The sequence below is a fragment of the Streptomyces cavernae genome, from assembly GCF_004023625.1.
In the GTDB taxonomy this organism is placed as follows: Bacteria; Actinomycetota; Actinomycetes; order Streptomycetales; family Streptomycetaceae; genus Streptomyces; species Streptomyces cavernae.
The window spans coordinates 95,594-119,114 of record NZ_RPDJ01000007.1; the positions used below are offsets into that span (position 1 = coordinate 95,594).

The 23,521-nt window shown below is 67.9% G+C and carries 17 protein-coding genes, 1 tRNA gene and 1 pseudogene; 8 read left to right on the plus strand and 11 right to left on the minus strand.

Annotated elements, in window-relative coordinates:
• Positions 1 to 81 precede the first annotated feature (81 nt).
• The 5 genes and pseudogenes from EF387_RS18885 (at position 82) to EF387_RS18905 (ending at position 7,507) form a co-directional block, all read left to right on the plus strand.
• Positions 82 to 471, plus strand: coding sequence for a chorismate mutase (locus EF387_RS18885; protein ID WP_128377745.1), 390 nt, complete (start codon positions 82 to 84; stop codon positions 469 to 471).
• 934 nt (positions 472 to 1,405) lie between these two features.
• A pseudogene (locus EF387_RS18890) lies at positions 1,406 to 1,843 on the plus strand (response regulator); the annotation flags it as partial.
• Positions 1,844 to 1,907: 64 nt separating this feature from the next.
• Positions 1,908 to 4,388, plus strand: coding sequence for an aminopeptidase N (gene pepN, locus EF387_RS18895; RefSeq protein ID WP_202918314.1), 2,481 nt, complete (start codon positions 1,908 to 1,910; stop codon positions 4,386 to 4,388).
• 345 nt (positions 4,389 to 4,733) lie between these two features.
• A complete protein-coding gene (locus tag EF387_RS18900; protein WP_128377748.1) occupies positions 4,734 to 6,101 on the plus strand; it encodes a pyridoxal phosphate-dependent decarboxylase family protein in 1,368 nt (455 codons plus the stop codon).
• Positions 6,098 to 7,507 (plus strand): lysine N(6)-hydroxylase/L-ornithine N(5)-oxygenase family protein, encoded by a 1,410-nt coding sequence (locus EF387_RS18905; protein ID WP_128377749.1) that lies wholly within the window; start codon positions 6,098 to 6,100, stop codon positions 7,505 to 7,507. Before EF387_RS18900 ends, EF387_RS18905 begins: the two co-directional genes overlap by 4 nt.
• Before the next feature lie 87 nt (positions 7,508 to 7,594).
• Here EF387_RS18905 and EF387_RS18910 read toward each other — a convergent pair whose 3' ends face one another.
• Positions 7,595 to 9,418, minus strand: a complete 1,824-nt coding sequence (locus EF387_RS18910; protein ID WP_128377750.1) for a bifunctional metallophosphatase/5'-nucleotidase — start codon at positions 9,416 to 9,418, stop codon at positions 7,595 to 7,597.
• Between the two features lie 285 nt (positions 9,419 to 9,703).
• Between EF387_RS18910 and EF387_RS18920 the strand changes: the two genes are divergently transcribed.
• Complete coding sequence (locus EF387_RS18920) at positions 9,704 to 10,408, plus strand: SIMPL domain-containing protein (RefSeq protein WP_128377752.1); 705 nt, start codon at positions 9,704 to 9,706, stop codon at positions 10,406 to 10,408.
• A gap of 156 nt (positions 10,409 to 10,564) precedes the next feature.
• Entirely contained in the window at positions 10,565 to 12,001 is a 1,437-nt protein-coding gene (gene pyk / locus EF387_RS18925; protein WP_128377753.1) for a pyruvate kinase, read from the plus strand.
• Positions 12,002 to 12,023: 22 nt separating this feature from the next.
• On the opposite strand, the gene EF387_RS18930 is transcribed toward pyk, so the two are convergent.
• Both EF387_RS18930 and EF387_RS18935 read right to left on the minus strand, forming a co-directional pair.
• Complete coding sequence (locus EF387_RS18930; protein ID WP_128377754.1) at positions 12,024 to 12,815, minus strand: helix-turn-helix domain-containing protein; 792 nt, start codon at positions 12,813 to 12,815, stop codon at positions 12,024 to 12,026.
• Positions 12,816 to 12,923: 108 nt separating this feature from the next.
• Positions 12,924 to 12,998: transfer RNA gene (locus tag EF387_RS18935), tRNA-Leu, on the minus strand.
• 104 nt (positions 12,999 to 13,102) lie between these two features.
• Between EF387_RS18935 and EF387_RS18940 the strand changes: the two genes are divergently transcribed.
• The gene (locus EF387_RS18940; protein ID WP_128377755.1) at positions 13,103 to 13,756 is read left to right on the plus strand and encodes an ANTAR domain-containing response regulator; all 654 of its coding nucleotides are present in this window, start codon (positions 13,103 to 13,105) and stop codon (positions 13,754 to 13,756) included.
• 92 nt (positions 13,757 to 13,848) lie between these two features.
• Here EF387_RS18940 and EF387_RS18945 read toward each other — a convergent pair whose 3' ends face one another.
• The 8 genes from EF387_RS18945 to EF387_RS18980 form a co-directional block, all read right to left on the minus strand.
• Positions 13,849 to 14,565 (minus strand): ABC transporter ATP-binding protein, encoded by a 717-nt coding sequence (locus EF387_RS18945; RefSeq protein WP_128377756.1) that lies wholly within the window; start codon positions 14,563 to 14,565, stop codon positions 13,849 to 13,851.
• Positions 14,562 to 15,416 carry an ABC transporter ATP-binding protein gene (locus EF387_RS18950; RefSeq protein WP_128377757.1) on the minus strand — a complete coding sequence of 285 codons (855 nt, stop codon included), beginning with the start codon at positions 15,414 to 15,416 and terminating at the stop codon, positions 14,562 to 14,564. Before EF387_RS18950 ends, EF387_RS18945 begins: the two co-directional genes overlap by 4 nt.
• Before the next feature lie 5 nt (positions 15,417 to 15,421).
• Positions 15,422 to 17,233 carry a branched-chain amino acid ABC transporter permease gene (locus tag EF387_RS18955; protein WP_128377758.1) on the minus strand — a complete coding sequence of 604 codons (1,812 nt, stop codon included), beginning with the start codon at positions 17,231 to 17,233 and terminating at the stop codon, positions 15,422 to 15,424.
• A gap of 4 nt (positions 17,234 to 17,237) precedes the next feature.
• On the minus strand, positions 17,238 to 18,164 hold the full coding sequence (locus EF387_RS18960) for a branched-chain amino acid ABC transporter permease (protein WP_128377759.1): 927 nt from the start codon (positions 18,162 to 18,164) through the stop codon (positions 17,238 to 17,240).
• A gap of 126 nt (positions 18,165 to 18,290) precedes the next feature.
• On the minus strand, positions 18,291 to 19,514 hold the full coding sequence (locus EF387_RS18965; RefSeq protein WP_128377981.1) for a branched-chain amino acid ABC transporter substrate-binding protein: 1,224 nt from the start codon (positions 19,512 to 19,514) through the stop codon (positions 18,291 to 18,293).
• A 268-nt stretch (positions 19,515 to 19,782) separates the two neighbouring features.
• Positions 19,783 to 20,250 (minus strand): hypothetical protein, encoded by a 468-nt coding sequence (locus EF387_RS49760; protein ID WP_128377760.1) that lies wholly within the window; start codon positions 20,248 to 20,250, stop codon positions 19,783 to 19,785.
• Between the two features lie 323 nt (positions 20,251 to 20,573).
• Positions 20,574 to 21,038: a PaaI family thioesterase gene (locus tag EF387_RS18975; protein ID WP_128377761.1), complete on the minus strand. Its 465-nt coding sequence runs from the start codon at positions 21,036 to 21,038 to the stop codon at positions 20,574 to 20,576.
• A gap of 47 nt (positions 21,039 to 21,085) precedes the next feature.
• The gene (locus EF387_RS18980; RefSeq protein WP_128377762.1) at positions 21,086 to 23,368 is read right to left on the minus strand and encodes an FdhF/YdeP family oxidoreductase; all 2,283 of its coding nucleotides are present in this window, start codon (positions 23,366 to 23,368) and stop codon (positions 21,086 to 21,088) included.
• Between the last annotated feature and the right edge of the window lie 153 nt (positions 23,369 to 23,521).

Consider the following 23,521-nt stretch of genomic DNA (forward strand, 5'->3'; position numbering starts at 1 on the left):
CGCGGACACCCTGCCGCCCCTGCGGGCGAGACGGTGAGGGGGCGGACGGGGCGGGGGTGGTGCGCGCCGTAGGGTGGCGCCATGACCACCCGCAACGCCGACCCGGCCGTCCCCACCCGCAACGCCGACCCGGCCGTCCCCACCGGCGACGTCGACCCCGCCGTCCGTGCCGAGCTCGCACGGCTGCGCGACAGCATCGACAACATCGACGCCGCCGTCGTCCACATGCTCGCCGAACGCTTCAAGTGCACCCAGCAGGTCGGCCACCTCAAGGCCGCACACCGGCTGCCGCCCGCCGACCCCGCCCGCGAGGCCCGCCAGATCACCCGCCTCCGCGAACTCGCCGAGAGCGCCAAGCTGGACCCGGCCTTCGCCGAGAAACTCCTGAACTTCATCATCGCCGAGGTGATCAGGCACCACGAGCGGATCGCCGACGGCGCGGAGAGCGGGCAGTCCGCCCCGGAGAGCTGATTGTCGGGCGGTGTCCCGCCCCGCCACGCGCTGTCCGCGGAGCCTTGCCGTCCGGCTGGACACTCCGGCAGCAGCCCGTCGCCGGTGCCGATGAGCACCCGGCCCGGCCCGGCCACGGTCCGGCGCGACTCTGCCCAACCCGGTCCGACCTGGTCCGGTCCGACCTGGTCCGGTCCGATCCGGTCCGGTCCGACCTGGTCCGGTCCGATCCGGTCCGGTCCGGTCCGACCCGGTCCGTGACCTGGTCCGTCCGACCTGGTCCGGTCCGGCCACGGTCAGCGCGGTCGTCATAGCGGACGCGGCGATCACGGCGGCGCGAGCGCGGTGCGGCGCCGCCGCACCGCGCCGTCACCAAGATCAAGCGCGACGACCTCGCCGCCGTCGCAGGTGACGCACAGCGACCGGCGCACAGCCACAGGCACAGCGCTCGGACGCACAGCGACCCGCGCACAGCGTGGACGCCCGGCGACCGCGCAGCGCAGCACCCGGACGCACGGCGACGGACGCAGCACCGGGCGCCCAGCGACCGGCGCGGCACCCGGTCGCCCAGCGACCGCGCAGCGCACCACCCGGACGCACGGCGACGGACCCAGTACCGGACGCCCAGCGACCCGCGCAGCACCGGACGCACGGCGACCGGACGGCCATCGCCGCAGCACCCGGTCGGCACGGCAGAGGACGGCCACGCCGGTCATCCTCGCAACGGCCACAGGCCGGAACCGGGTGCGGGAGGGCCGCCAGGGCCGGAAAACCCCACCCACACCCCAAAGTCCCGCCCACCCCCTCGGCTCCCCGGCGAAATTGAGGCATCCTGCGCTGAGCACCGCCTGCCGACAGCCGCCCGGCACACCCGGTCGGCCAAGCGATCCGCCACCGGCCGACCCGTCCACCGGCACGGCACGGCCCGGCCGGCCAAGCGAGGGGACGTCGGGCCATGCCCTCGGACACCAAGATCCTCATCGTCGACGACCACGAGGACACCCTGTACGCCCTGGAGAGCACACTCGCCCCGCTCGGCTATCTGCTCACCCGCGCCACCAGCGGCGACGACGCCCTCAAACAGGTCCTGCGCGGCCACGTCGGGCTGCTCCTCCTCGACGTCCGCATGCCCGGCGTCAGCGGCCTCGACGTCGTCCGCTACATGCGCCGACTCGAACAGACCCAGCACATCCCGATCATCCTCGTCACCGGATTCGGTCCCGACACACAGCTCACCACCACCGCCTTCCACCTCGGCGTCGCCGACCTCGTCATGAAACCCGTCGACCCCTGGGCCCTGCGCACCAAAGTGCGCTACCTCTACGACACCCACCAGCGCTACCGCGCCATGGAGCACGAAATACGCCAACTGCGCGCCCAAACCCGCGAGCACGCCTGATCAACGCCTCATCACGCTTGCCGGACGCCCCTGTGCCGCACGCCGCCCATCAGGCAGCATGGCCCTCATGTCCGTACTGACGCGCGACGACGCGCAGACCCGTGCCCGGCTCCTCGACGTCCACCGCTACCGGATCGAGCTCGACCTGACCCGCGGCGAGGAGACCTTCGACTCACGCACCACCATCCGCTTCACCGCCCACGCGGACGCGGACACCTTCGTCGAGCTCAAGCCGGCCGAACTGCGCTCCGCCACCCTGGACGGACACCACCTCGACCTCGACACCTTCGACGACGACCGAATCCCCCTCAAGGGCCTCACCGCCGGCGAACACGAACTCCACATCGACGCCGTCATGCGCTACTCCAGCACCGGCGAGGGCATGCACCGCTTCACCGACCCCACCGACGGCGAAACCTACGTCTACACCCAACTCGCCATGGACGACGCCCCACGGGTCTTCGCCGCCTTCGACCAGCCCGACCTCAAGGCCGTCTTCGAACTCACCGTCAAAGCACCCGACGGCTGGAGCGTCCTCGCCAACTCCCTCACCACCGACACCGGCAACGGCACCTGGCAGGCCGCCCCCACCCCACCCATCTCCACCTACCTCGTCGCCGTCGCAGCCGGCCCCTGGCACTCCGTCCGCACCGAACACCAGGGCCTGCCCTTCGGCATCCACTGCCGCCGCTCCCTCGCCCCCCACCTCGACACCGACGTCGACGAAATCCTCCAGATCACCCAGCAGTGCTACGACCGCTACCACGAGAAGTTCGAAGAGCCCTACCCCTTCGACTCCTACGACCAGGCGTTCGTCCCCGAGTTCAACTTCGGCGCCATGGAGAACCCCGGCCTCGTCACCTTCCGCGACGAGTTCGTCTACCGCTCCGCCGTCACCGACACCGAACGCCAGACCCGCGCCATGGTCATCGCCCACGAAATGGCCCACATGTGGTTCGGCGACCTCGTCACCCTGCGCTGGTGGGACGACATCTGGCTCAACGAGTCCTTCGCCGAGTACATGGGCTACCAGACCCTCACCGAAGCCACCCGCTACAAGGACACCTGGGTCGACTTCGGCATCACCCGAAAAGCCTGGGGCTACGACGCCGACCAGCGCCCCTCCACCCACCCCGTCGCCCCCGAGGAGGTGAACGACACCGCCTCCGCCATGCTCAACTTCGACGGTATCTCCTATGCCAAGGGAGCCTCCGCCCTCCGGCAACTCGTCGCCTGGCTCGGCGAAAAGGAATTCCTCGCCGGCATCAACACCCACTTCGCCCGCCACAAATTCGGCAACGCCACCCTCACCGACTTCATCGACTCCCTCGCATCCGCCACCGAACGCGACGTCCACGCCTGGGCCGAGAGCTGGCTGCGCACCACCGGAGTCGACACCCTCACCGCCTCCGTCACCGCCGAACCCCGTGAGTGGACCCTCACCCTCGACCGCACCGGCACCCGCCCGCACCGCATCAGCGTCGGCGTCTACGACCGCGACCCCGACGAAGCCCTCATCCTCCGCGAACGCTACGAAACCGACGTCCCCACCGCCCCCAGCGCCCGCCCCGGCACCCGGCCCGCCCTCGTCGTCCCCAACGAACACGACCTCACCTACGCCAAGATCCGCCTCGACGAACAATCCCTGGAAAACACCCTGCGCGGCCTGTCCGGCGTCCCCGGACCCCTCACCCGCGCGGTCCTGTGGAACACCCTGCGTGACATGGTCCGCGACGGCGAACTCGAACCCACCGCCTACCTGGAGACCGCCGCCGCCCACCTGCCCGAGGAAACCGACCTCGCCGTCGTCCAAGGCGTCCTCAACTTCGCCTCCGACCAGGTCGCCAACCGCCTCCTGCCCCCCACGGACCGGCCCGCCGCCCTCACCACCCTCACCTCCCTGTGCCGCGCCCTCATCCGCCGCACCGAGGACGGCTCCCACCCCGGCCTGCGCCTCACCGCCGTACGTCACCGCATCGACACCGCCGCCCAGCCCGACACCATCGGCTCCTGGCTCGACGAAGGCACCGTCCCCGGCGGACCCGAACTCGACCCCGAACTGCGCTGGCGCATCCTCGGCCGCCTCGCCGTCCTCGGCGCCATCGACGACGCCGTCATCGAAGCCGAGCTCATCCAGGACCCCAGCGCCACCGGCCGGGAAGGCGCCGCCCGCTGCCGCGCCGCCCTCCCCGACCCCGCCGCGAAACAAGCCGCCTGGGATGCCATGTTCGCCTCCGACGACCTCTCCAACTACCTGTTCACCGCCACCGCCAAGGGCTTCTGGCAACCCGAACAGGCCGACCTCGTGAAGGAGTACGTCCCCCGCTACTACGAGGACGCACCCGCGGTCGCCGCCCGCCGCGGCCCCGCCATCGCCGAAGCCGCCGGACGCTGGGCCTTCCCCGCGTACGCGATCGACGCGGACAATCTGCGCCTGGGCACCCAGTGCCTCGACTCCGGCGAGCTCGTCCCGGCCCTGCGCCGCAAACTCACCGACCAGCTCGACGACCTCGCCAGGGCGCTGCGCGTGCGTTCATAACGGACACCCGGAAACGGGCGCACGGCTAGGAACGCCCGGCAACGGGCGCACGGCTACGAACGCCCGGCAACGGGCGCAACGGCTACGCACGCATGGCCACGGACGCCCGGCCACGGACGCACCGCAGCGGACGCCGGCAGCGGACGCACGCCGAAGTGCCTGCGGGCGCACGGCAACAACGCACCGGAGCGGACGCACGGCAGCGACGCACCGCAGCGGACGCACGGCACAACCAGCGAAGCGCGCAGATTCCCCCCGAGGGGGGAATCTGCGCGCTTTTCGGGCGTGGCGCCCGATTACCGTACAAGCTGGATTCCCCCGCCGTGCGCCCCGAAGGACAACACCATGAGCCTGCCGCCGCTCGCCTCAGGAGCCGAAGGCCCCCACGCCCTGCGGCCGCTCACCACCACCGTGCTCGACTCCCTCGCCCGCGGCACCGCCACACGAGGCCGACCCCTGCCCGCCGGAGGACCCGCCGCCGTCGCCCAACGGCTGCACGAGACCATCGGCGACGTCCTGCCCCAGCACGGCACCGGAGCCACCGCCGCACTCACCACCCTCGTCCAAGCCCTCACAGAAGGCGCCGCCGACCCCGCCCACCCCCTGTGCGCAGGCCACCTCCACTGCCCACCCCTCGCCGTCGCCACCGCCGCAGACCTGGCCGCGTCCGCCCTCAACCCCTCCCTCGACTCCTGGGACCAGGCCCCCGCCGCATCGGAACTCGAAACACTCGTCACCGACGCCCTCGCACACGAGGTCTACGGCACACAGGCCGCCGCCCTCGTCACCACCGGCGGCACCGAGTCCAACCAGCTCGCCCTCCTCCTCGCCCGCGAACTCACCGGCCCCGCCCAACTCGTGTGCGGAGCAGCCGCCCACCACTCACTGCACCGCGCCGCCTGGCTCCTCGCACTGCCCCAACCCGTCGTCCTACCCGCCCCCACCGGCACCCTCGACCCGGCCGCCCTCCACCAAGCCCTCACCACCCTGCACGGCCCCCTACTCGTGGCCGCCACCGCAGGCACCACCGACGCCGGACTCATCGACCCCCTCCCCGACATCGCCGCCGTCTGCCAAGCCCACAACGCCCGCCTCCACATCGACGCCGCCTACGGCGGAGGCCTCCTCTTCAGCGACCACCACCGCCCCCTGCTCCACGGCATCACCCACGCCCACACCGTCACCCTCGACCTGCACAAACTCGGCTGGCAACCAGCCGCCGCCGGACTCCTCGCCATCCGCCACCCCGACGAGACCGCCGCCCTCCACCACCGCGCCGACTACCTCAACGCCCAAGACGACACCGAAGCCGGCCACCCCGACCTACTCGGCCGCTCCCTGCGCACCACCCGCCGCCCCGACATCCTCAAAATCGCAGTCACCCTCAAAGCACTCGGCCGCACCGGCCTCGGCACCCTCGTCGACCAGGTCTGCGCCCACGCCCAAACCCTCGCCGACCTCATCACCGCCCACCCCCGCCTCGAACTTCACTCAACACCCACCATCAGCACCGTCCTGTTCAGGCCAACCAACACCCCCGACACCACCGTGGCCCGCATACGCAGAACCCTCCTCGAAGAAGGCCACGCCGTCCTCGGCCGCGCCCACCTCGACGACCGGCTCTGGCTCAAAGCCACCCTCCTCAACCCCCACACGCGGCCCGACGACCTCGCCACCCTGCTCGAACTCGTGGAAGGACACACCCCCCGATGAGCCCCGCACCCCACGAGCCCACCACCATCCGCGACCTCGTCGGCATCGGCATCGGCCCCTTCAACCTCTCCCTCGCCGCCCTCGCCCACCCCCTCATCGAACTCGACACCGTCTTCTACGACCAACGCCCCGCCTTCCACTGGCACCCCGGCCTCCTCGTCGACGGCGCCACGCTCCAAGTCCCCTTTCTCGCCGACCTCGTCACCCTCGCCGACCCCACCAGCCCCTGGACCTTCCTCAACTACCTCCGCAGCCGCGAACGCCTCTTCCCCTTCTACTTCGCCGAGCACTTCCACATCCAACGCGCCGAATACGACGCCTACTGCCGCTGGGTCAGCGAAAACCTCCCCGCCCTCAAGTTCGGGCACCGCGTCGACGCCGTCCGCTGGAACACCGACCGCGCCCTGTTCGAAGTCGACTGCACCCAACTCGACACCAACGGCGAAGCCACCGCCGCCCTCCGCACCCACACCAAGAACGTCGTCCTCGGCATCGGCACCGCCCCCTACATCCCCGACCCCCTCAAACCCCTCGTCGACGGCCCCGGCGCACCCGTCATCCACGCCGCCGACTACCTCCAGCACCGCGACCGCCTCCTCACCGCAGGCCACATCACCGTCGTCGGCTCAGGACAATCCGGCGCCGAAGTCTTCCTCGACCTCCTCAAACACCGACCCCACGGCCACGAAGGACTCCACTGGCTCGCCCGCACCGAAGCCTTCGCCCCCATGGAGTACTCCAAGCTCGGCCTCGAACACTTCACCCCCGACTACACCCACTACTTCCACGCCCTCCCCGAACCCGTCCGCGACCGCCTCGTCCCCGCCCAATGGCAACTCCACCGCGGCATCGACACCCACACCATCGCCGCCATCCACGACGAGCTCTACCGCCGCACCCTCCACGGCGGCTGGCCCGACGCCGTCCTCACCCCCGGCGTCAACGTCCGCACCGCCGGACGCATCGCCATCACCAAGATCGAACTCCACCTGGAACACATCCAGCAGGGCACCCGCTCCCGCCTCGCCACCGACGCCGTCGTCCTCGCCACCGGCTACCGCGAACGCCCCCTCGACCACCTCCTCGCCGGACTCGACCCCCACCTCCACCGCGACAGCTCCGGCCGCCCCGGCATCGACGACCACCACCGCCTCCACCTCGACCCAGCCGTCACCGGCACCGTCTACGTCCAGAACGCCGAACTCCACACCCACGGCGTCGGCACCCCAGACCTCGGCCTCGCCGCCTGGCGCAGCGCAACCATCCTCAACACCCTCACCGACAAAGAGCCCTACCCCCTCCCACAACGCACCGCCTTCACCACCTTCGGCCTCCAACAACAAAAGCCTCGGATCCCGTCCACCCGCCAGGCACCCGTCCTGACACCCCTGGTGGACGGGACCTGAGGCTCCCGCACCCTACGAACTACCGAACTACCGAACTACCGAACTACCGAACTGCCGAAGTACCGAACTGCCGGACAACCACCGGCACTAGAACACCGGCGTACCCTCCCGCGTCAGCCGCCAGCCCACCGACGCGAAATCCTTCGGATCCAGCACACCCTTCGCCGTCACCCACTCAGCGATACGCGTCCGGATCTCCGTCGACTCCGCCCACACCTCCGGCGCCGACGCCACATGCGGGAACGCACCGCCACCATTCGCCCGGTAATTGTTCACCGCGAACACGAAACGCTGCGCATCCTCCAGCGCCACACCCTCGAACGTCAGATTCTTGATCCGCGAACCCGCCGGCTCCGCGATGTCGATGTCGTACCCCACACCCGACACATAGTCGTAGTTGTAGTCCGGCCGACCCCCAGCATTGGTCAGCTTCTCCACATCGACCGCCGCACCCGCCGCCGTCCGCACGAAATACTCCGCCGAATACTCCAGGTACGCCCGCACCTGCGCACCCGTCATCACCTTCGCCACCAGCGTGTTGTCATACACATACAGGCTCGACAGATCCCGGATCGTCACATCCCCCGCCGGAATCTCCGACGTCCGCGAGAACGGCGACGCCTGCGCGATCACCGGCAGCGACACATACTCCGTACCCGCCAACGCCGCCCGCACCACGTCCTCCTGGACCCTGGTGATCAGATCGATGATCGGAGCGTCCTTGAACCGCGCCTCGACCGTCGTCAAAGCCTCCGTCGCCGTACCCACCACCTGGTTCACGTACTTCACCACCGCAGCGTGCTCATCCGCCAGCAACCTGGTGATCTTCGGGTCGTCGGCGACGGCGTTGGAGTTGAGCAACGAGGCCTTCACGGACTCGACCTCCCACCGCCCCTTCTCCAACACCAGCTCGAAGTCGAACAGCGTCAACCGCTCCGCGAAACACAGCGGCTCCGACAACACCACCGTCTTCCCCGTCTGCTCATTGACGACCTTCAACTCCGGAATCTCCACATGCGCGTGCCCGACGAGAATCGCGTCGATCCCCGGCACCTGCCTCGCCACGTTCGCCGCCGCATTCTCCACATGCGGCAACTGATCCCCGTACGACGACGTCCCCGACGACCCACTGTGCGCCGACACGACCACCACGTCCGCACCCATCGACCGCAGCTTCGGCACCCACTTCGCCGCCTGCTCCTCCAACCCCGGGAACGTCAACTTCCCCTGCACATAAGCCTTGTCCCAGATCGCGATCCCAGGATTCGTCAACCCGAGAACCGCAACCTTGACCGGCGGCGCACCCGGCACCTGGAACTTCTTCATGAAGTACGGAGGGAACGCCGGCTTCAACGTCTTCGCGTCCAACGCGTTCGCACCCAGCAACGGAAAACGGCACTGCGACTCGAACTTCCGCAGCGTCTCGATCCCGTAGTTGAACTCGTGGTTCCCCAGCGCCACCGCGTCGTACCCGATGGCATTCATCGCCTGCGCCATCGGATGCACCGGACCACCCTTCGCGGTGATCGGATCGACCTTCGCGTAGTAGTACGTCAGCGGCGTCCCCTGGATAGTGTCACCCGCGTCCAGCAGCAGCGTGTTGCACCGCCCCTTCTCCGCACGGACCTGGTCGACCAGGGTCGAAATCCGCGCCAGCCCCTGCGCGTTGCCCGCCTTGTCGGAGTACTCCGCGTCCTTGAAGTAGTCCCAGTTGAAGACGTGCCCGTGCAGATCCGTCGTGCCCATCACGGTCAACGCATACCGCCGCACAGGCTTCCTCCCCACGGCCGCACCCCCCGCCTGCTGCCCCGTCTGGGCCTGGGCCGCAGGAGTACCGACCCCGGTGGCGAGCGCGACGCCCGCCCCCGTCACAGCGGACTTCTTGAGGAACTTCCGGCGGTTCAAGGGCATTTTTGTCGCAACTCCTCAGGTGGAACATGGTCATGACGCGCGTAGATTCTGACCCGTACATGACCCGGCGCAACAGACCTGCCAGGTTTCAAAATGATGACCACCGCGAGCTACGGCCCAGGCCCTCCCCGAACTGCCACAGTGGAAATAGACGACCGCAACAGGCGGAACCACCACCCAAGGGACCAGCACCCCGACGGCCACCATCCGAAGCACCGCCGGCCAAGGGGCCGCCAGTCAAAGGCCCACCACCCAACGGACCGCCAGAAGCAAGGACAACCACCCATGGACGAACAACCCACCCACCCCCACGGCACCCCCAACGCCCCGCGCGTAGCAGTCCGCGGAGAAGCCCACCTCGAAGTCGACCCCGAAATCGCCCGCATCGGCATCACCGTCAGCGCCCGCGGCACCGACCGCCGCGACACCCTGAACGACCTCACCCGCCGCAACACCGCCGTACTCGACCTCGTCAAAAGCTACGGAGACGCCGTAGAACGCGTAGAAACCGGCGCCCTCTCGATCACCCCCGAACTCACCGAACACGGCCGCCGCGAACGCATCCGCGCCTACCACGGCCGCGTCCACACCACCGCCGAACTCACCGACTTCACCGCACTCGGAGAACTCACCACCCGACTCGCCGACCTCGACCTCACCAGCGTCAGCGGCCCCTGGTGGACCCTGCGCCCGGACTCACCCGCCTACCGCGAATCCCGCCGCACAGCCGTCCACGAAGCCGTCCAGCGCGCCCGCGAATACGCCGAAGCCCTCGGCGCCGGCCTTGTCGCCCTCGTCGAACTCTCCGACACCGGCCTGACCGGCCCCGCCCCCCGCACAACCCGCGGCCTCAGCCCGCAAATGGCCCGCCACGGCGCAATGGAGGACTATGCCGCCGAAACCGTCGACGCCGTCGATCTCGAACCCGTGCGACAGATCGTGACGGCCCAGGTCGAAGCGCACTTCATCATGACCCCGCCACAACTGTGAACAATTCCGCTCACCTGTTTCGCTGAGACCACCGAAATGCTCATCGGAGCAACCGCTCGCACAATTCAACGGTTGTCGGCAATCCTTCACCCAAGCGTTGTTGAGTAGACACGCCCAACGAAATCCTTACCCGCCGGTAAGGCATACGCTCGAAACATGCGCCGAGCAAAGATCGTCTGCACTCTAGGGCCCGCCACCGACTCCTACGACCAGATCAAAGCCCTGGTCGAAGCCGGAATGGACGTAGCCCGCCTCAACCTCAGCCACGGCACCCACGCCGAGCACGAGGAGCGCTACCACCGTGTACGAAAAGCCGCCGAAGAGCTCGGCCGCAACGTCGGCATCCTCGCCGACCTTCAAGGCCCGAAGATCCGCCTCGGCAGCTTCACCGAAGGACCCGTACTCCTTGAACGCGGAGACACCTTCACCATCACCGTCGAAGAAAACACCAAAGGCGACCGCCACACCTGCGGAACCACCTACGCCGGACTCGCCACCGACGTCACACCCGGTGAACGCATCCTCGTGGACGACGGCAAAGTCTGCCTCCAGGTCACCGGCGTCGACGGCCCCCGCGTCCACACCACCGTCGTCGAAGGCGGGCTCATCTCCGACCACAAGGGCCTCAACCTCCCCGGAGTCGCCGTCTCCGTCCCCGCCCTCTCCGACAAGGACGAAGCCGACCTCCGCTGGGCCCTGCGCCACGGACTCGACATCATCGCCCTCTCCTTCGTCCGCAGCGGACACGACATCGACGACGTTCACCGCATCATGCGCGAAGAAAACCGCCGGCTCCCTGTCATCGCCAAGATCGAGAAACCTCAGGCCGTCGACAACCTCGAGAACATCGTCGCCGCCTTCGACGGCATCATGGTCGCCCGCGGCGACCTCGGCGTCGAAATGCCCCTCGAGCAGGTCCCGATGGTCCAAAAACGCGCCATCAAACTCGCCAAACGCAACGCCAAACCGGTCATCGTCGCCACCCAGATGCTCGACTCGATGATCGACAACTCCCGGCCCACCCGAGCCGAAGCCTCCGACGTCGCCAACGCGATCATCGACGGCACGGACGCCGTGATGCTCTCCGGCGAGACCAGCGTCGGGGCGCACCCCATCGGCACCGTGAAGACGATGTCCCGCATCGTCGAGGCGGCGGAGGAGGACCTCCTCGCCAAGGGGCTCCCGCAGCTCACCGAGTCGAACAAGCCCCGCACCCAGGGCGGCTCCGTCGCCCGCGCCGCCGCAGAGATCGGCGACTTCCTCGACGCGAAGTTCCTCGTCGCCTTCACCCAGTCCGGCGACACCGCCCGCCGCCTCTCCCGCTACCGCTCCCCGATCCCCGTCCTCGCCTTCACCCCCGACCCCGCGACCCGGGCGCAGCTGAACCTCACCTGGGGCGTGGAAGCCTTCCTCGGCCCGGCCGTGGCCGCGACGGACGCGATGGTGACCCAGGTCGACGAACAACTCCTGAGGATCGGCCGCTGCGACAAGGGAGACATCGTCGTCATCACGGCGGGCTCTCCGCCCGGGGTGTCCGGCGGGACGAACATGGTCCGCGTCCACCACGTGGGGGAGGACGACAGCCCCAAGTAGTAGGGGCGGTGCCGCGGGTCAGTCAGTACTTGGGGCCTACGTGGGCGTCCATGAGGGCTACTGAGGCTTTTCGGGCTACGGAGACGTTGAACGGGTTTCCGTTGCGCTTGCAGTACGTCCACTCCACGCCGAGTTTGTCGAGAGTGTCCGTGTAAAGGCGGCGAATGTCGTCGGAGACGTTGGTGAAGAAGTACCTGGGATATTCGTAGCGTTTGCACTCTCCGGCGACGAGCCGCGTTGTCCAGTTGGTGATGCGGCAACCGTCGGAGTGGATGAGACCGCGGACGAATTCCCAGGGGTGGGCGTCGACGATTTCCTGTTGCCAGGGTTCGAGGGCGATCTTGCGTTCGTGCTTTTTGCCGGGGCCGTGTTGAGGGAATAGGCAGTTGAGGTGCTTGAAGTACACCTTGACATTGTGGGCGCCGCCCACGCGGACCCGACATGTGGCGTTGTGCGGGAAGACTACGCGCAAGGCCTTCTCTGCTTTTCCTTGGATGCCGGGCCACGCGTCGTCGAGCGTGATCATGAGGCTCGGCACTCGGTGCTTGGCGTAGTGGCTGATGTGGCCATCGCCGAGGTAGAGGCCGAGCAGGTAGCTGTATGCGTTCTCGTCCAATGGGCGGCTGTCACATCGTGGGCAGAGCAGCGATGGGGGAGTCGTCACCGGTTCGCCGCGCTTCACTCGGTCCGTGTGCTTCCAGTAGCTGATCGTCCCGAGCGGCACGCTTAGCTGTCGGGCCACATCCGTGTTGCGGGCCCCGTCGCGCAGCAGCGTGAGTGCTTGTTGCCGAACTTCCGCTCCGTGATAGTTCACGTGTGCCACTCTGGGTCACTGATCGTGACTGAGTGCAGCAAAAAAGCGGAGGTTCACGAGAATGTGGGCCTCCGCTTACGAAACGTGACCTTGGAATCTAAGGATAAGTGCCCCGGGTCGGACTCGAACCGACACTGTATGGGTTTTGAATCCATTGCCTGCTGCCAATTGGGCTACCGGGGCCCAGTGAATCGAAGGTTTACCTCGACCCGCTGCCTGACCACCATACCGCAGCTAGGTACGCTCTTGTCAGCAGTACCCGTCTGCCCCGCAGCAAGGAGCCCCGAGTGACCGCCCCCGAGTCGCCTGAACCCGTCGCCGACGACGACAAGTCGCACGTGCCCCCTCTGACCACCCGTGTCGTCATCGCCGAGGACGAGGCGCTCATCCGGCTCGATCTGAAAGAGATGCTGGAGGAGGAGGGCTACACCGTCGTGGGTGAGGCCGGTGACGGGGAGCAGGCCGTGGAGCTGGCTCGTGAGCACCGGCCGGATCTGGTGATCCTGGATGTGAAGATGCCGAAGATGGACGGTATCTCCGCGGCGGAGAAGATCGCGGAGGAGTCCATCGCGCCTGTCCTGATGCTGACGGCGTTCTCGCAGCGTGATCTCGTCGAGAGGGCTCGCGACGCTGGTGCGATGGCGTATCTCGTGAAGCCTTTCAGCAAGAGCGATGTCGTGCCCGCGATCGAGATGGCGGTGTCGCGGTTCACGGAGCTCAAGCAGTTGGAGCAGGAGGTCGCGGATCTCACGCAGCGGTTGGAGACGCGGAAGCTGGTGGATCGGGCGAAGTCGATTTTGCAGACGGAGTACGGGTTGTCGGAGCCGGCGGCGTTCCGGTGGATTCAGAAGACGTCGATGGATCGTCGTATGTCGATGCAGCAGGTGGCTGAGGCGGTTATTCAGGACGCGGATGAGAAGAAGGCCGCGAAGGGCGGTTGAGCGCTCGCAGAACGAACTCGTAGTACGAGAACGAGGCCCGCGTCCCCGGTAAGGGGGCGCGGGCCTCGTCGTGTGGCTGGGATGCCGAGGGGTCAGTCCTCGCCCAGGTATGCCTTGCGTACGGATTCGTCGTGGAGGAGGTCTTCTCCGGTGCCGGAGAGGACGACCTTGCCGATTTCCATGACGTGGCCCTGGTCGGCGAGGGAGAGGGCTGCTTGGGCGTTCTGCTCGACGAGCAGGATGGTGGTGCCCTGGGCCTTCAGTTCGGAGATGGTCGCCATGATTTTCTGCATCATGATCGGTGAGAGGCCCATGGAGGGTTCGTCGAGCATGAGGAGTTTGGGCTGGGACATGAGGGCGCGTCCCATGGCGAGCATCTGCTGTTCTCCGCCGGAGAGGGTTCCGGCGGCCTGCTTCCTGCGTTCTCCGAGGATGGGGAAGAGGTCGTAGGCGCGCTGGATGTCCTTTTCGATGCCTTCTTTGTCGCTGCGGAGGAAGGCACCGAGTTGGAGGTTTTCGGCGATGGTTAGCCGGGGGAAGATGTGTCGGCCTTCGGGGGAGTGGGCGAGTCCGAGGGCGACGATCTTGTGGGCGGGTACGCCGGTGAGGGGTTTGCCGTCGAAGGTGATGCGGCCCGAGGTGGGCTTGAGGAGGCCGGAGAGTGTGCGCAGGGTAGTGGTCTTGCCGGCGCCGTTGGTGCCGATGAGGGTGACTACCTGGCCTGCTTCGACGCTGAAGGAGATGCCTTTGACGGCTTCGATTTTGCCGTAGGCCACCCGGAGGTCCTCGACCTCGAGGAGTGCGGTCACTGGGTGTCTCCCTTGGTGCTGGGGGCCGCTTCGGCGTGGGCTTCGGCGGCTGCTACTTCGGCGGCTTCCTCTTCTCCGGGTGCGCCCTCGAAGGGGGTTCCGAGGTATGCGGCGATGACGCGTTCGTCGCTCTGGACGACCTCGGAGGTTCCTTCGACGAGTTTTTCGCCTTGGACGAGGCAGGCGACGCGGTCGCTGAGGTTGAAGACGAAGCGCATGTCGTGCTCGATGAGGAGGACGGCGATGCCCTTGTCGCGGATGGCGAAGACGAGTTCTTCGGTGGCGCGGGTTTCCTGGGGGTTCATGCCGGCGGTGGGCTCGTCGAGGAGGAGCAGGCCGGGTTCGCTGGCGAGTGCCCGGGCGATTTCGAGCTTGCGCTGTTCGCCGTAGGGCAGGTTGCGGGCGAGGTGGTCGCGCTTGTGGGCGAGGCCGATGAACTCGAGGAGTTCCATGGCGCGTTCCTCGGAGGCTTTTTCCGCCTTCTTGAAGCCGGGGCCGCGCAGCAGGGCGGACCAGAGGCCTTCTTTGGTGCGGGTGTGGCGGCCGACGAGGACGTTTTCCAGAACGGTCATGTTGGCGAAGAGCCGGATGTTCTGGAAGGTGCGGGCGATTCCTGCCTTGGTGACGAGGTGGGGCTTGGGCGGCAGGACGGTGCCCTTGTAGGAGACGGTGCCTTCGGTGGGCACGTAGAGGCCGGTGAGGCAGTTGAAGAAGGTTGTCTTTCCGGCGCCGTTGGGTCCGATGAGGCCGACGATTTCTCCGGTGTTGACGGTGAAGTCGACGGAGCGTACGGCGGTGAGGCCGCCGAAGCGCATGGTGACGGCGCGGGCTTCGAGTACTGGTGTGGTCATGTCGGTTACGCCCCCGCCTTGGTGACGGCCGGTTCGTCGGCGAGTGTTTCTGTGTCTGGTACGTCGAGTTGGCCGGTCTCGTGGAATTCGAGTTGGCGGCGGCGGTTGGCGATGATGCCTTCGGGGCGGAAGCGCATGAGGAGGATGAGTGCGATGCCGAAGGCGAGGAGTGATTTGTCCTGGAGGAAGACGAGCTTTTCCGGGAGGAGGTAGAGGAGTGCGGCGCCGAGGAGGGGTCCGGCGACGGTGCCCATGCCGCCGAGGACGACGGCGGCCAGGAGGAAGGCCGAGTTGGGCGGGGTGGAGCCGGCGAACTGGTAGGGGTTGGGGACGACGCTGTAGGTGACGTGGGCGCTGACGGTGCCGGCGAGGCCGGCGAGTGAGGCGCCGAGGGCGAAGGCGATGAGTTTGACGTTGAAGCCGTTGATGCCCATGGCGGTGGCGGCGGTTTCGTCTTCGCGGATGGCGATCCAGGAGCGGCCGATGCGGGAGTCGGCGGCGCGGGTGTAGACGAGGACGACGATGGCCATGACGAGGACCATCAGCAGGTAGTAGTTGGCGAATCGGCCGATGGTGAAGCCGGCGATGTCGTGGGATTCCCCGAAGTTGAATCCGAAGAAGTCGAGGTCGGGGATGGAGGGGATGCCGTTGGGGCCGTTGGTGATGTCGGGTCCGGAGTCGCCGTCCATGTTGTTGACGGCGATGCGGAAGATTTCTCCGAAGCCGAGGGTGACGATGGCGAGGTAGTCGCCGCGCAGTCGCAGGGTGGGGGCGCCGATGAGGACGCCGAAGATGAGTGATGCGGCGGCGCCGGTGAGGGCGGAGGCCCAGAACGGGAATTGGACGCCGGAGATGGTGGAGAACTCGGAGCCGGAGACGAGGGCGGCGGTGTAGGCGCCGACGCCGAGGAAGGCGACGTATCCAAGGTCGAGTAGGCCGGCGAGGCCGACGACGATGTTGAGGCCGAGGGCGACGGTCCCGAAGATCAGGATGTTGACGCCGATGTTGGCGTAGTGGTCGTCGGTCTGGGTGAAGGGGAAGGCGATGGCGGCGAGGAAGCCCATGGCGAGGGTGAAGCTGCGGTTGCCGGTGACGAGGTGGGAGAACCTGTCGAGGAGTCCGGCGGTGTGCAGGGCCCAGACGGCGAAGACCACGAGGATCAGGTAGCCGATGAAGAGTTCGCCGTACGCGGTGTCGATGCCGTAGGTGAAGGTGATGAGGCCGACGATGGTGACGGCGGTGATGATGAGACGCTGCTGCCAGGGTGTGGTGGGGGTTGCGGCGGGGATCTTCTCCGCTTTGGCGGTGTAGTGGCGGAGGGTTTCCTTGGTGGTGTCGCCGGTGGGTTCGGGTAGTGCGAAGGCGCCGATGACGGGCAGCAGGGAGGCGATGGCGGCGATGTATCCGCCTGGTTCGAGGTTGACGAGTCCGCCGAGCTTGGCGGCTATCGCGATGACGGTGAACCAGGTGGTGCCGAGGGCGCCGAGGGCTGTCAGGGCGAGGGGGGCGTTGTTGCCTGCGGGGGTGAGCCAGCGCAGGCCGCGTACGCCGTAGCCGGCGAGGGCGAAGAGGACGATGAGGATGCCGCCGGTGAAGGTGAGCCACTGCAGGCCGCCGGGGTAGCCGTAGACGGTGAGGTCGCCGGGGAATTCGGCGGTCCAGGTCCAGGCGAGGAAGGCGGAGGCCGCGGTCGCCGCGCCGCCGATGAGTGTGAGGGCGCGGGCGGCGTTGGCGGGCAGGGGTATGAGGCCCCGTTCGGTGGTTGCCGTGGGCGTCTTGGGGGTCTCGGGCGTTGCTGGGGTCTTGGTCTCGGTCATGATGTCACGCCCTGTCCGCTACGCGCTCGCCGAGGAGGCCTTGTGGCCTGAAGAGCAGGACGAGGATGAGGAGGCAGAAGGCCCAGACGTTGGCCCAGCTCTGGCCGCCCAGCTGCTGCATGCCGGGGATGCCGTCGATGTAGGCGGAGGCGAGGGTTTCGGCGATGCCGAGGACGATGCCGCCGAGCATGGCGCCGTAGATGTTGCCGATGCCGCCGAGGACGGCTGCGGTGAACGCTTTGAGGCCCATGAGGAAGCCCATGCGGTAGTCGATGCTGCCGTATTTGAGGCCGAAGGCGACGGCGGCGACTGCGGCGAAGAAGCCGCCGATGGCGAAGGCGATCACGATGATGCGGTTGGTGTCGATGCCCATGAGCTGTGCGGTGTCGGGGTCCTGGGCGGTGGCTTGCATGGCTCGGCCGGTGCGGCTGCGGCGCACGAAGAAGGCGAGGGAGGCCATGCAGACGACAGCGGCGAGGACCAGGAAGATGTCGGCGTCCTTGATGGTGACGGAGCCGAGGTCGTGGGTGGCGTCGAGGCCGGGGAAGGCGCGGGCTTTGTCGGCCTGGGGGTAGAAGTTGCGGACGACCTCTTGGAGTGCCAGGGAGAGGCCGATCGCGGTGATGAGCGGTGCCAGTCGTGGGGCTCCGCGCAGGGGTCGGTAGGCGAACCGTTCCGCTCCGACGGCGATGAGGACCGCGACGAGGCCGCCGCCGATGAGCATCAGGGGTACGAGGGCCCACATCGAGGTGCCGGAGGGGAGGGCGAGGTAGACCGTGAGGGCTCCGAAGCCTCCGGTCATGAAGATTTCGCCGTGCGCGAAGTTGATGAGCTGGACGATGCCGTAAACCATCGTGTAGCCGATGGCGATCAGCCCGTACATCGAGCCGAGGAGCAGCCCGTTGGCCAGCTGCTGCGGCAGGGTGTTCACCGCATGGCCTCCATTGTCGTCAGGTCGTTGTGCACTGTGGCGTGCACACGGGTGGAATGTGGAAAGGGCCGCGCGGTCGGGGTCCTCCTTCCGCGCGGCCCGTGTGTTGCTGTGGTGCGGGTGGGGTCAGCTGGGGTCGTACGTGCCGGTCTTGACGGCCTTCCACTCGCCCTTTACGACCTGGTAGACGGTGAGCTGCTTGTTGGTGGTGTCGCCGAACTCGTCGAAGGAGACCTTGCCGCTGATGCCTTCGAAGTCGGTCTTCTGGACGGCATCGACGACCTTGGAGCGGAGGTCTTCGCCGGTGGGCAGCTTGCCGCCGTTGGCTTCCTTGACGGCCTTCACGGCGTTGATGATGGCCGTGGTGGCGTCGTAGGAATAGGCGCCGTAGGCGCCGTAGTCGCCCTTGTAGCCCTTGGACTTGTAGGTCTCGACGAATGTCTTGGCGGCGGGCAGGGTGTCGACGGGGACGCCGATGGCGGTGGCGAGGTCGCCCTCGGAGGCGGTGCCCGCGGCCTCGATGTAGGTGCTGGCGAACATGCCGTCGCCGCCGAAGAGCGGGATCTTGACGCCGGTGTCCTTGAGCTGCTTGGTGATGAGTGCGGACTCGTCGTACTGGCCGCCGTAGTAGACCATGTCGGCGCCGGAGTTCTTGATCTTGGTGGCGAGGGAGCCGAAGTCCTTGTCGCCGGTGTTCACGTGGTCGGTTCCGGCGACCTTGCCGCCGAGCTTGGTGAACGCTTCGTTGAAGAGTTTGGCGAGGCCGGCGCCGTAGGTCTGCTTGTCGTCGACGACGAAGACCTTCTTCTTCTTGAGGCCGTTGAATGCGTAGTCGGCCGCGAAGCCGCCCTGGAGGGCGTCGGTGGTGGCGGTGCGGAAGTACGTCTTGTACGGCCGCTTGGGGGCGGTCTGCCAGTTCTTGCCCATGGTGAGCTCGGGGTTGGTGTTCGAGGGCGAGACCTGGACCATGTTGGCCGAGGCGAAGACCTGCAGCATCGACTGGGCGACACCGGAGTTGAGGGGGCCGACGGCGCCGACGACGGACTTGTCGCCGGTGAGGGCGGTGGCGTTCTGCTGGCCGATGCCGGGCTGCGCCTTGTCGTCGAGGGCTTTGATCTTGAAGGTGACGCCTTCGACGAGCTTCTTGCTGTTGGCGTCGTCGATGGCTATCTGGGCGCCGTACTGGATGCCGAGGCCGGTGGTGGAGTTCTCACCGGAGAGGGGGGCGCTGACGCCGATGGTGAGCACGGTGCCGCTGTCGCCACCGCTGCTGTCGCCCTTGTCGTCTCGGGAGCCGCAGGCGGTGAGGGTCAGAGCTCCGGTGGTGAGCACGGAGGTGAGGATCACCAGAGAACGCTGTCGCACAATCAGTCCTTTCCGCTGGCGCGACCCGCCCTGTGGGGTCGACTGGCGCCGCGTGGATACCGAACTCCCGATGGAGCGGTGACTGGCCGTGACTCTAAGCCTGGTCAGTGGCCATGGGCATCGCCCGACGCGGGCTTGTGACTCTCTTGTTATGACGTGATGGGCATCGAGTGGCACAAAGGGCGTTCGCCGGTGCTATTTCCGTTCCATATTTTGAGAAGCCGCACTTCCGCTTGTGGGTGGCGGCCTGGGGCTATGGGGGGTCGCAGGCTGTGTGGAGCAGTCGGGAGAGGTCTCGGGCGAAGGTGCCGCTGAAGATGAAGGTGTGGCGCTGTATTGCGCGCATGTTACGCAGCGTTACGTCGAGAAAGGGCAGATCGGCGTTGAGGGGGAGTCCGGCGCAGGTTGCGACGGTGATGCGCACGCTGATGCGGTGGGGGTTCCAGCGCGGACGGTGAACGAGGCGTCGGGGTGGGTGCGGGGTGCGTAGGCCGGGTGCCGCGGTGGGTGGCCAGGGGTGCGGTGGTGGCGGTGGTGAGTGTGCGGCGTATACGGGGTGGGAGGTGGTCCAGCGTTCGCTGGGGGTGAGTTTGCCGTTGCCGTTGCCGTTGCCGTTGCCGACGCCGATGACGCCGGTGTGGGTGCCGAAGTCCGGTGCCATGTCGATCGGTTGGTCGGATGCGACGGAGTCCACGGGTTCCGCGGGGCCGATGCCTGTCATCGTGGCTGCCCCGTGGGGCCACGGAAGGGTCCGGCGGGGGCCCTTGCGCCTGCGGTCGGCGTCTGGGGCGGGGCCGCGCCGGACTCTCCGTCCTCGGTCATGGGGGTCCCCCCGCTCGAGCGAAGCCGAGAGTGGGGAGCGCTGTGTGTTTCACGGAGGGGCCTGGCTGGTTCGAGCGCCGGCCGCTGCGGGCGGAGAGTCCGGCACGTCCCCTTGCACCCGTGCACGGCTGCGGCTCGTCGGTTCTGCGGGTCGGCGCAATGCCTTGAGTCCGCTTGCGCTGGTGTGGGGTTGCGGGGCGTCGGTTCTGGGGGTTGGTGCGGCTAGGGCGTGGTGTCGGCGTCGCGGAGGAGGCACGTCAGGCGTGCGGTGCATACCCTTTTGTTGCTTTCGTCCGTGATGACGACTTCGTATGTGGCGGTGGAGCGGCCGCGGTGGAGGGGGGTGGCGACTCCGGTGACGAGGCCTGAGCGGACTCCGCGGTGGTGGGTGCAGTTGAGGTCGACTCCGACGGCGAGCTTGGAGCTTCCGGCGTGGAGCATGGAGCCGATGGAGCCGAGCGTCTCGGCGAGGGTGGCCGACGCGCCGCCGTGGAGGAGTCCGTAGGGCTGGGTGTTGCCTTCCACGGGCATGGTGCCGACCACGCGGTCCGCGGAGGCTTCGGTGATGTCGATGCCCATGCGGGTGCCGAGATGTCCGGCGGAGAAGAGGGCCACGAGGTCGATGCCGAGTGCCGCGTATTCGTCGATGACCTCTTGCGGGAACTTAACGTGGCGGTGTTCGCCCATCGGACCCTGCTCCGTTTCGTCGGGGATCGGTATGGCTGAGCAAACGCTCAGTCGGTCCTCGATTGTTCCAGGCGGACCACGACGGACTTGCTGGCGGGGGTGTTGCTGGTGTCGGCGGTGGAGTCCAGGGGGACCAGGACGTTGGTCTCGGGGTAGTACGCGGCGGCGCAGCCGCGTGCTGTCGGGTAGTGGACGACGCGGAAGCCGGGGGCGCGCCGCTCGATGCCGTCCTTCCATTCGCTGACGAGGTCGACGTAGGAGCCGTCGGCGACGCCGAGGGTGTGGGCGTCGTCGGGGTGGACGAGGACGACGCGGCGGCCGTTCTTGATGCCGCGGTAGCGGTCGTCGAGGCCGTAGATGGTGGTGTTGTACTGGTCGTGGGAGCGCAGGGTCTGCAGGAGGAGGCGGCCCTCGGGCAGTTCGGGGTATTCCACGGGTGCGGCGGTGAAGTTCGCCTTGCCGGTGGTGGTGGGGAAGCGGCGTTCGTCGCGAGGGGCGTGCGGCAGTGCGAAACCGCCGGGGTTCGAGGCGATGCGCGCGTTGAAGTCCTGGAAGCCGGGGACTACGCGGGCGATGCGGTCGCGGATCGTCGCGTAGTCCTTCTCGAACTCCTCCCAGGGGGTGGCGGAGTCGGGGCCGAGGACGCGGCGGGCGAGGCGGCAGACGATGGCCGGTTCGGACAGCAGCTCGGGGCTCGCGGGTTCCAGGCGGCCTCGGGAGGCGTGGACCATGCCCATGGAGTCCTCGACGGTCACGAACTGTTCGCCGCTGCCCTGCAGGTCTCGCTCGGTGCGGCCGAGGGTGGGCAGGATCAGGGCGCGGGCTCCGGTGACGGCGTGCGAGCGGTTGAGTTTGGTGGAGACGTGCACGGTCAGCCGGGCGCGGCGCATGGCTGCTTCGGTGACGTCGGTGTCGGGGGAGGCGGAGACGAAGTTGCCGCCCATCGCGAAGAAGACCTTCGCCTTGCCGTCGCGCATGGCGCCGATGGCGCGGACGACGTCGTAGCCGTGCTCGCGGGGCGGGGCGAAGCCGAACTCCTTCTCGAGGGCGTCGAGGAAGGCGGGTGCGGGGCGTTCGAAGATGCCCATGGTGCGGTCGCCCTGCACGTTGGAGTGGCCGCGTACGGGGCAGACGCCGGCTCCGGGGCGGCCGATGTTGCCGCGCAGGAGGAGGAAGTTGACCACTTCGCGGATCGTGGGCACGGCGTGCTTGTGCTGGGTCAGGCCCATCGCCCAGCACACGATGGTGCGCTCGGAGGTGAGGATCATGCGCAGGGCCTGGTCGATCCGGTCGCGGGTCAGGCCGGTCGCGGTGAGGGTCTCGTCCCAGTCGGCGGCGCGCGCGGCGGCGGCGAACTCTTCGTATCCGTGGGTGTGTTCGCGGATGAAGGCTTCGTCGACGGCGCCGTCGGTGTCGAGGATCAGCTTGTTCAGGAGGCGGAAGAGTGCTTGGTCGCCGCCGATGCGGATCTGCAGGAACAGGTCGGTGAGCGCGGCTCCCTTGAGCATGCCCTTGGGGGTCTGCGGGTTCTTGAAGCGTTCCATGCCCGCTTCGGGCAGCGGGTTCACGGTGATGATCTTCGCGCCGCCGGCTTTGGCCTTCTCCAGGGCGGAGAGCATCCGGGGGTGGTTGGTGCCGGGGTTCTGTCCGGCCACGATGATCAGGTCCGCCTTGTGGAGATCCTCGAGGAGGACGCTGCCCTTTCCGATGCCGATGGTCTCGGTCAGGGCGGAGCCCGATGACTCGTGGCACATGTTCGAGCAGTCGGGCAGGTTGTTGGTGCCGAACTCGCGGGCGAAGAGCTGGTAGAGGAACGCTGCTTCGTTGCTGGTGCGTCCGGATGTGTAGAAGAGGGCTTCGTCGGGGGAGCCGAGGGCGGTGAGTTCCTCGGCGATGATGTCGAAGGCCCGCTCCCAGCTGACCGGCTCGTAGCGGTCGGCGCCCTCGGCGAGGTACATGGGGTGGGTGAGGCGGCCTTGCTGGCCGAGCCAGTAGCCGCTGCGGCCGGCGAGGTCGGTGACGGGGTGCGCGGCGAAGAAGTCGGGCGTGACGCGGCGCAGGGTGGCTTCCTCGGCGACCGCCTTCGCGCCGTTCTCGCAGAATTCGGCCGTGTGCCGGTGGTCTCCCTCCGGCCAGGCGCAGCCCGGGCAGTCGAAGCCGTCCTTCTGGTTGACCCGCAGCAGGGTCAGCGCGGTGCGGCGCACGCCCATCTGCTGTTGGGCGATGCGCAGGCTGTGCCCGACGGCGGGCAGCCCGGCGGCCGCGTGCTTCGGCTCGGCGACCTGTGGCGCGTCCTGGACCGGATCGCCCTGCGGCGGCTTGGCTGCCATGATCGTCTCCCTTTGCGAGCGCGAGGCCTCACGCACATCCTGTACGTGTCCGGTGCTGGTCCTGTTCGCGGCCCCCTGCGTACGTCTCGATCCTGCCACGTCCGGCCACTGGTCATGCGGGGGCTGTGGACAACGTGTGTGCACGGTACACGC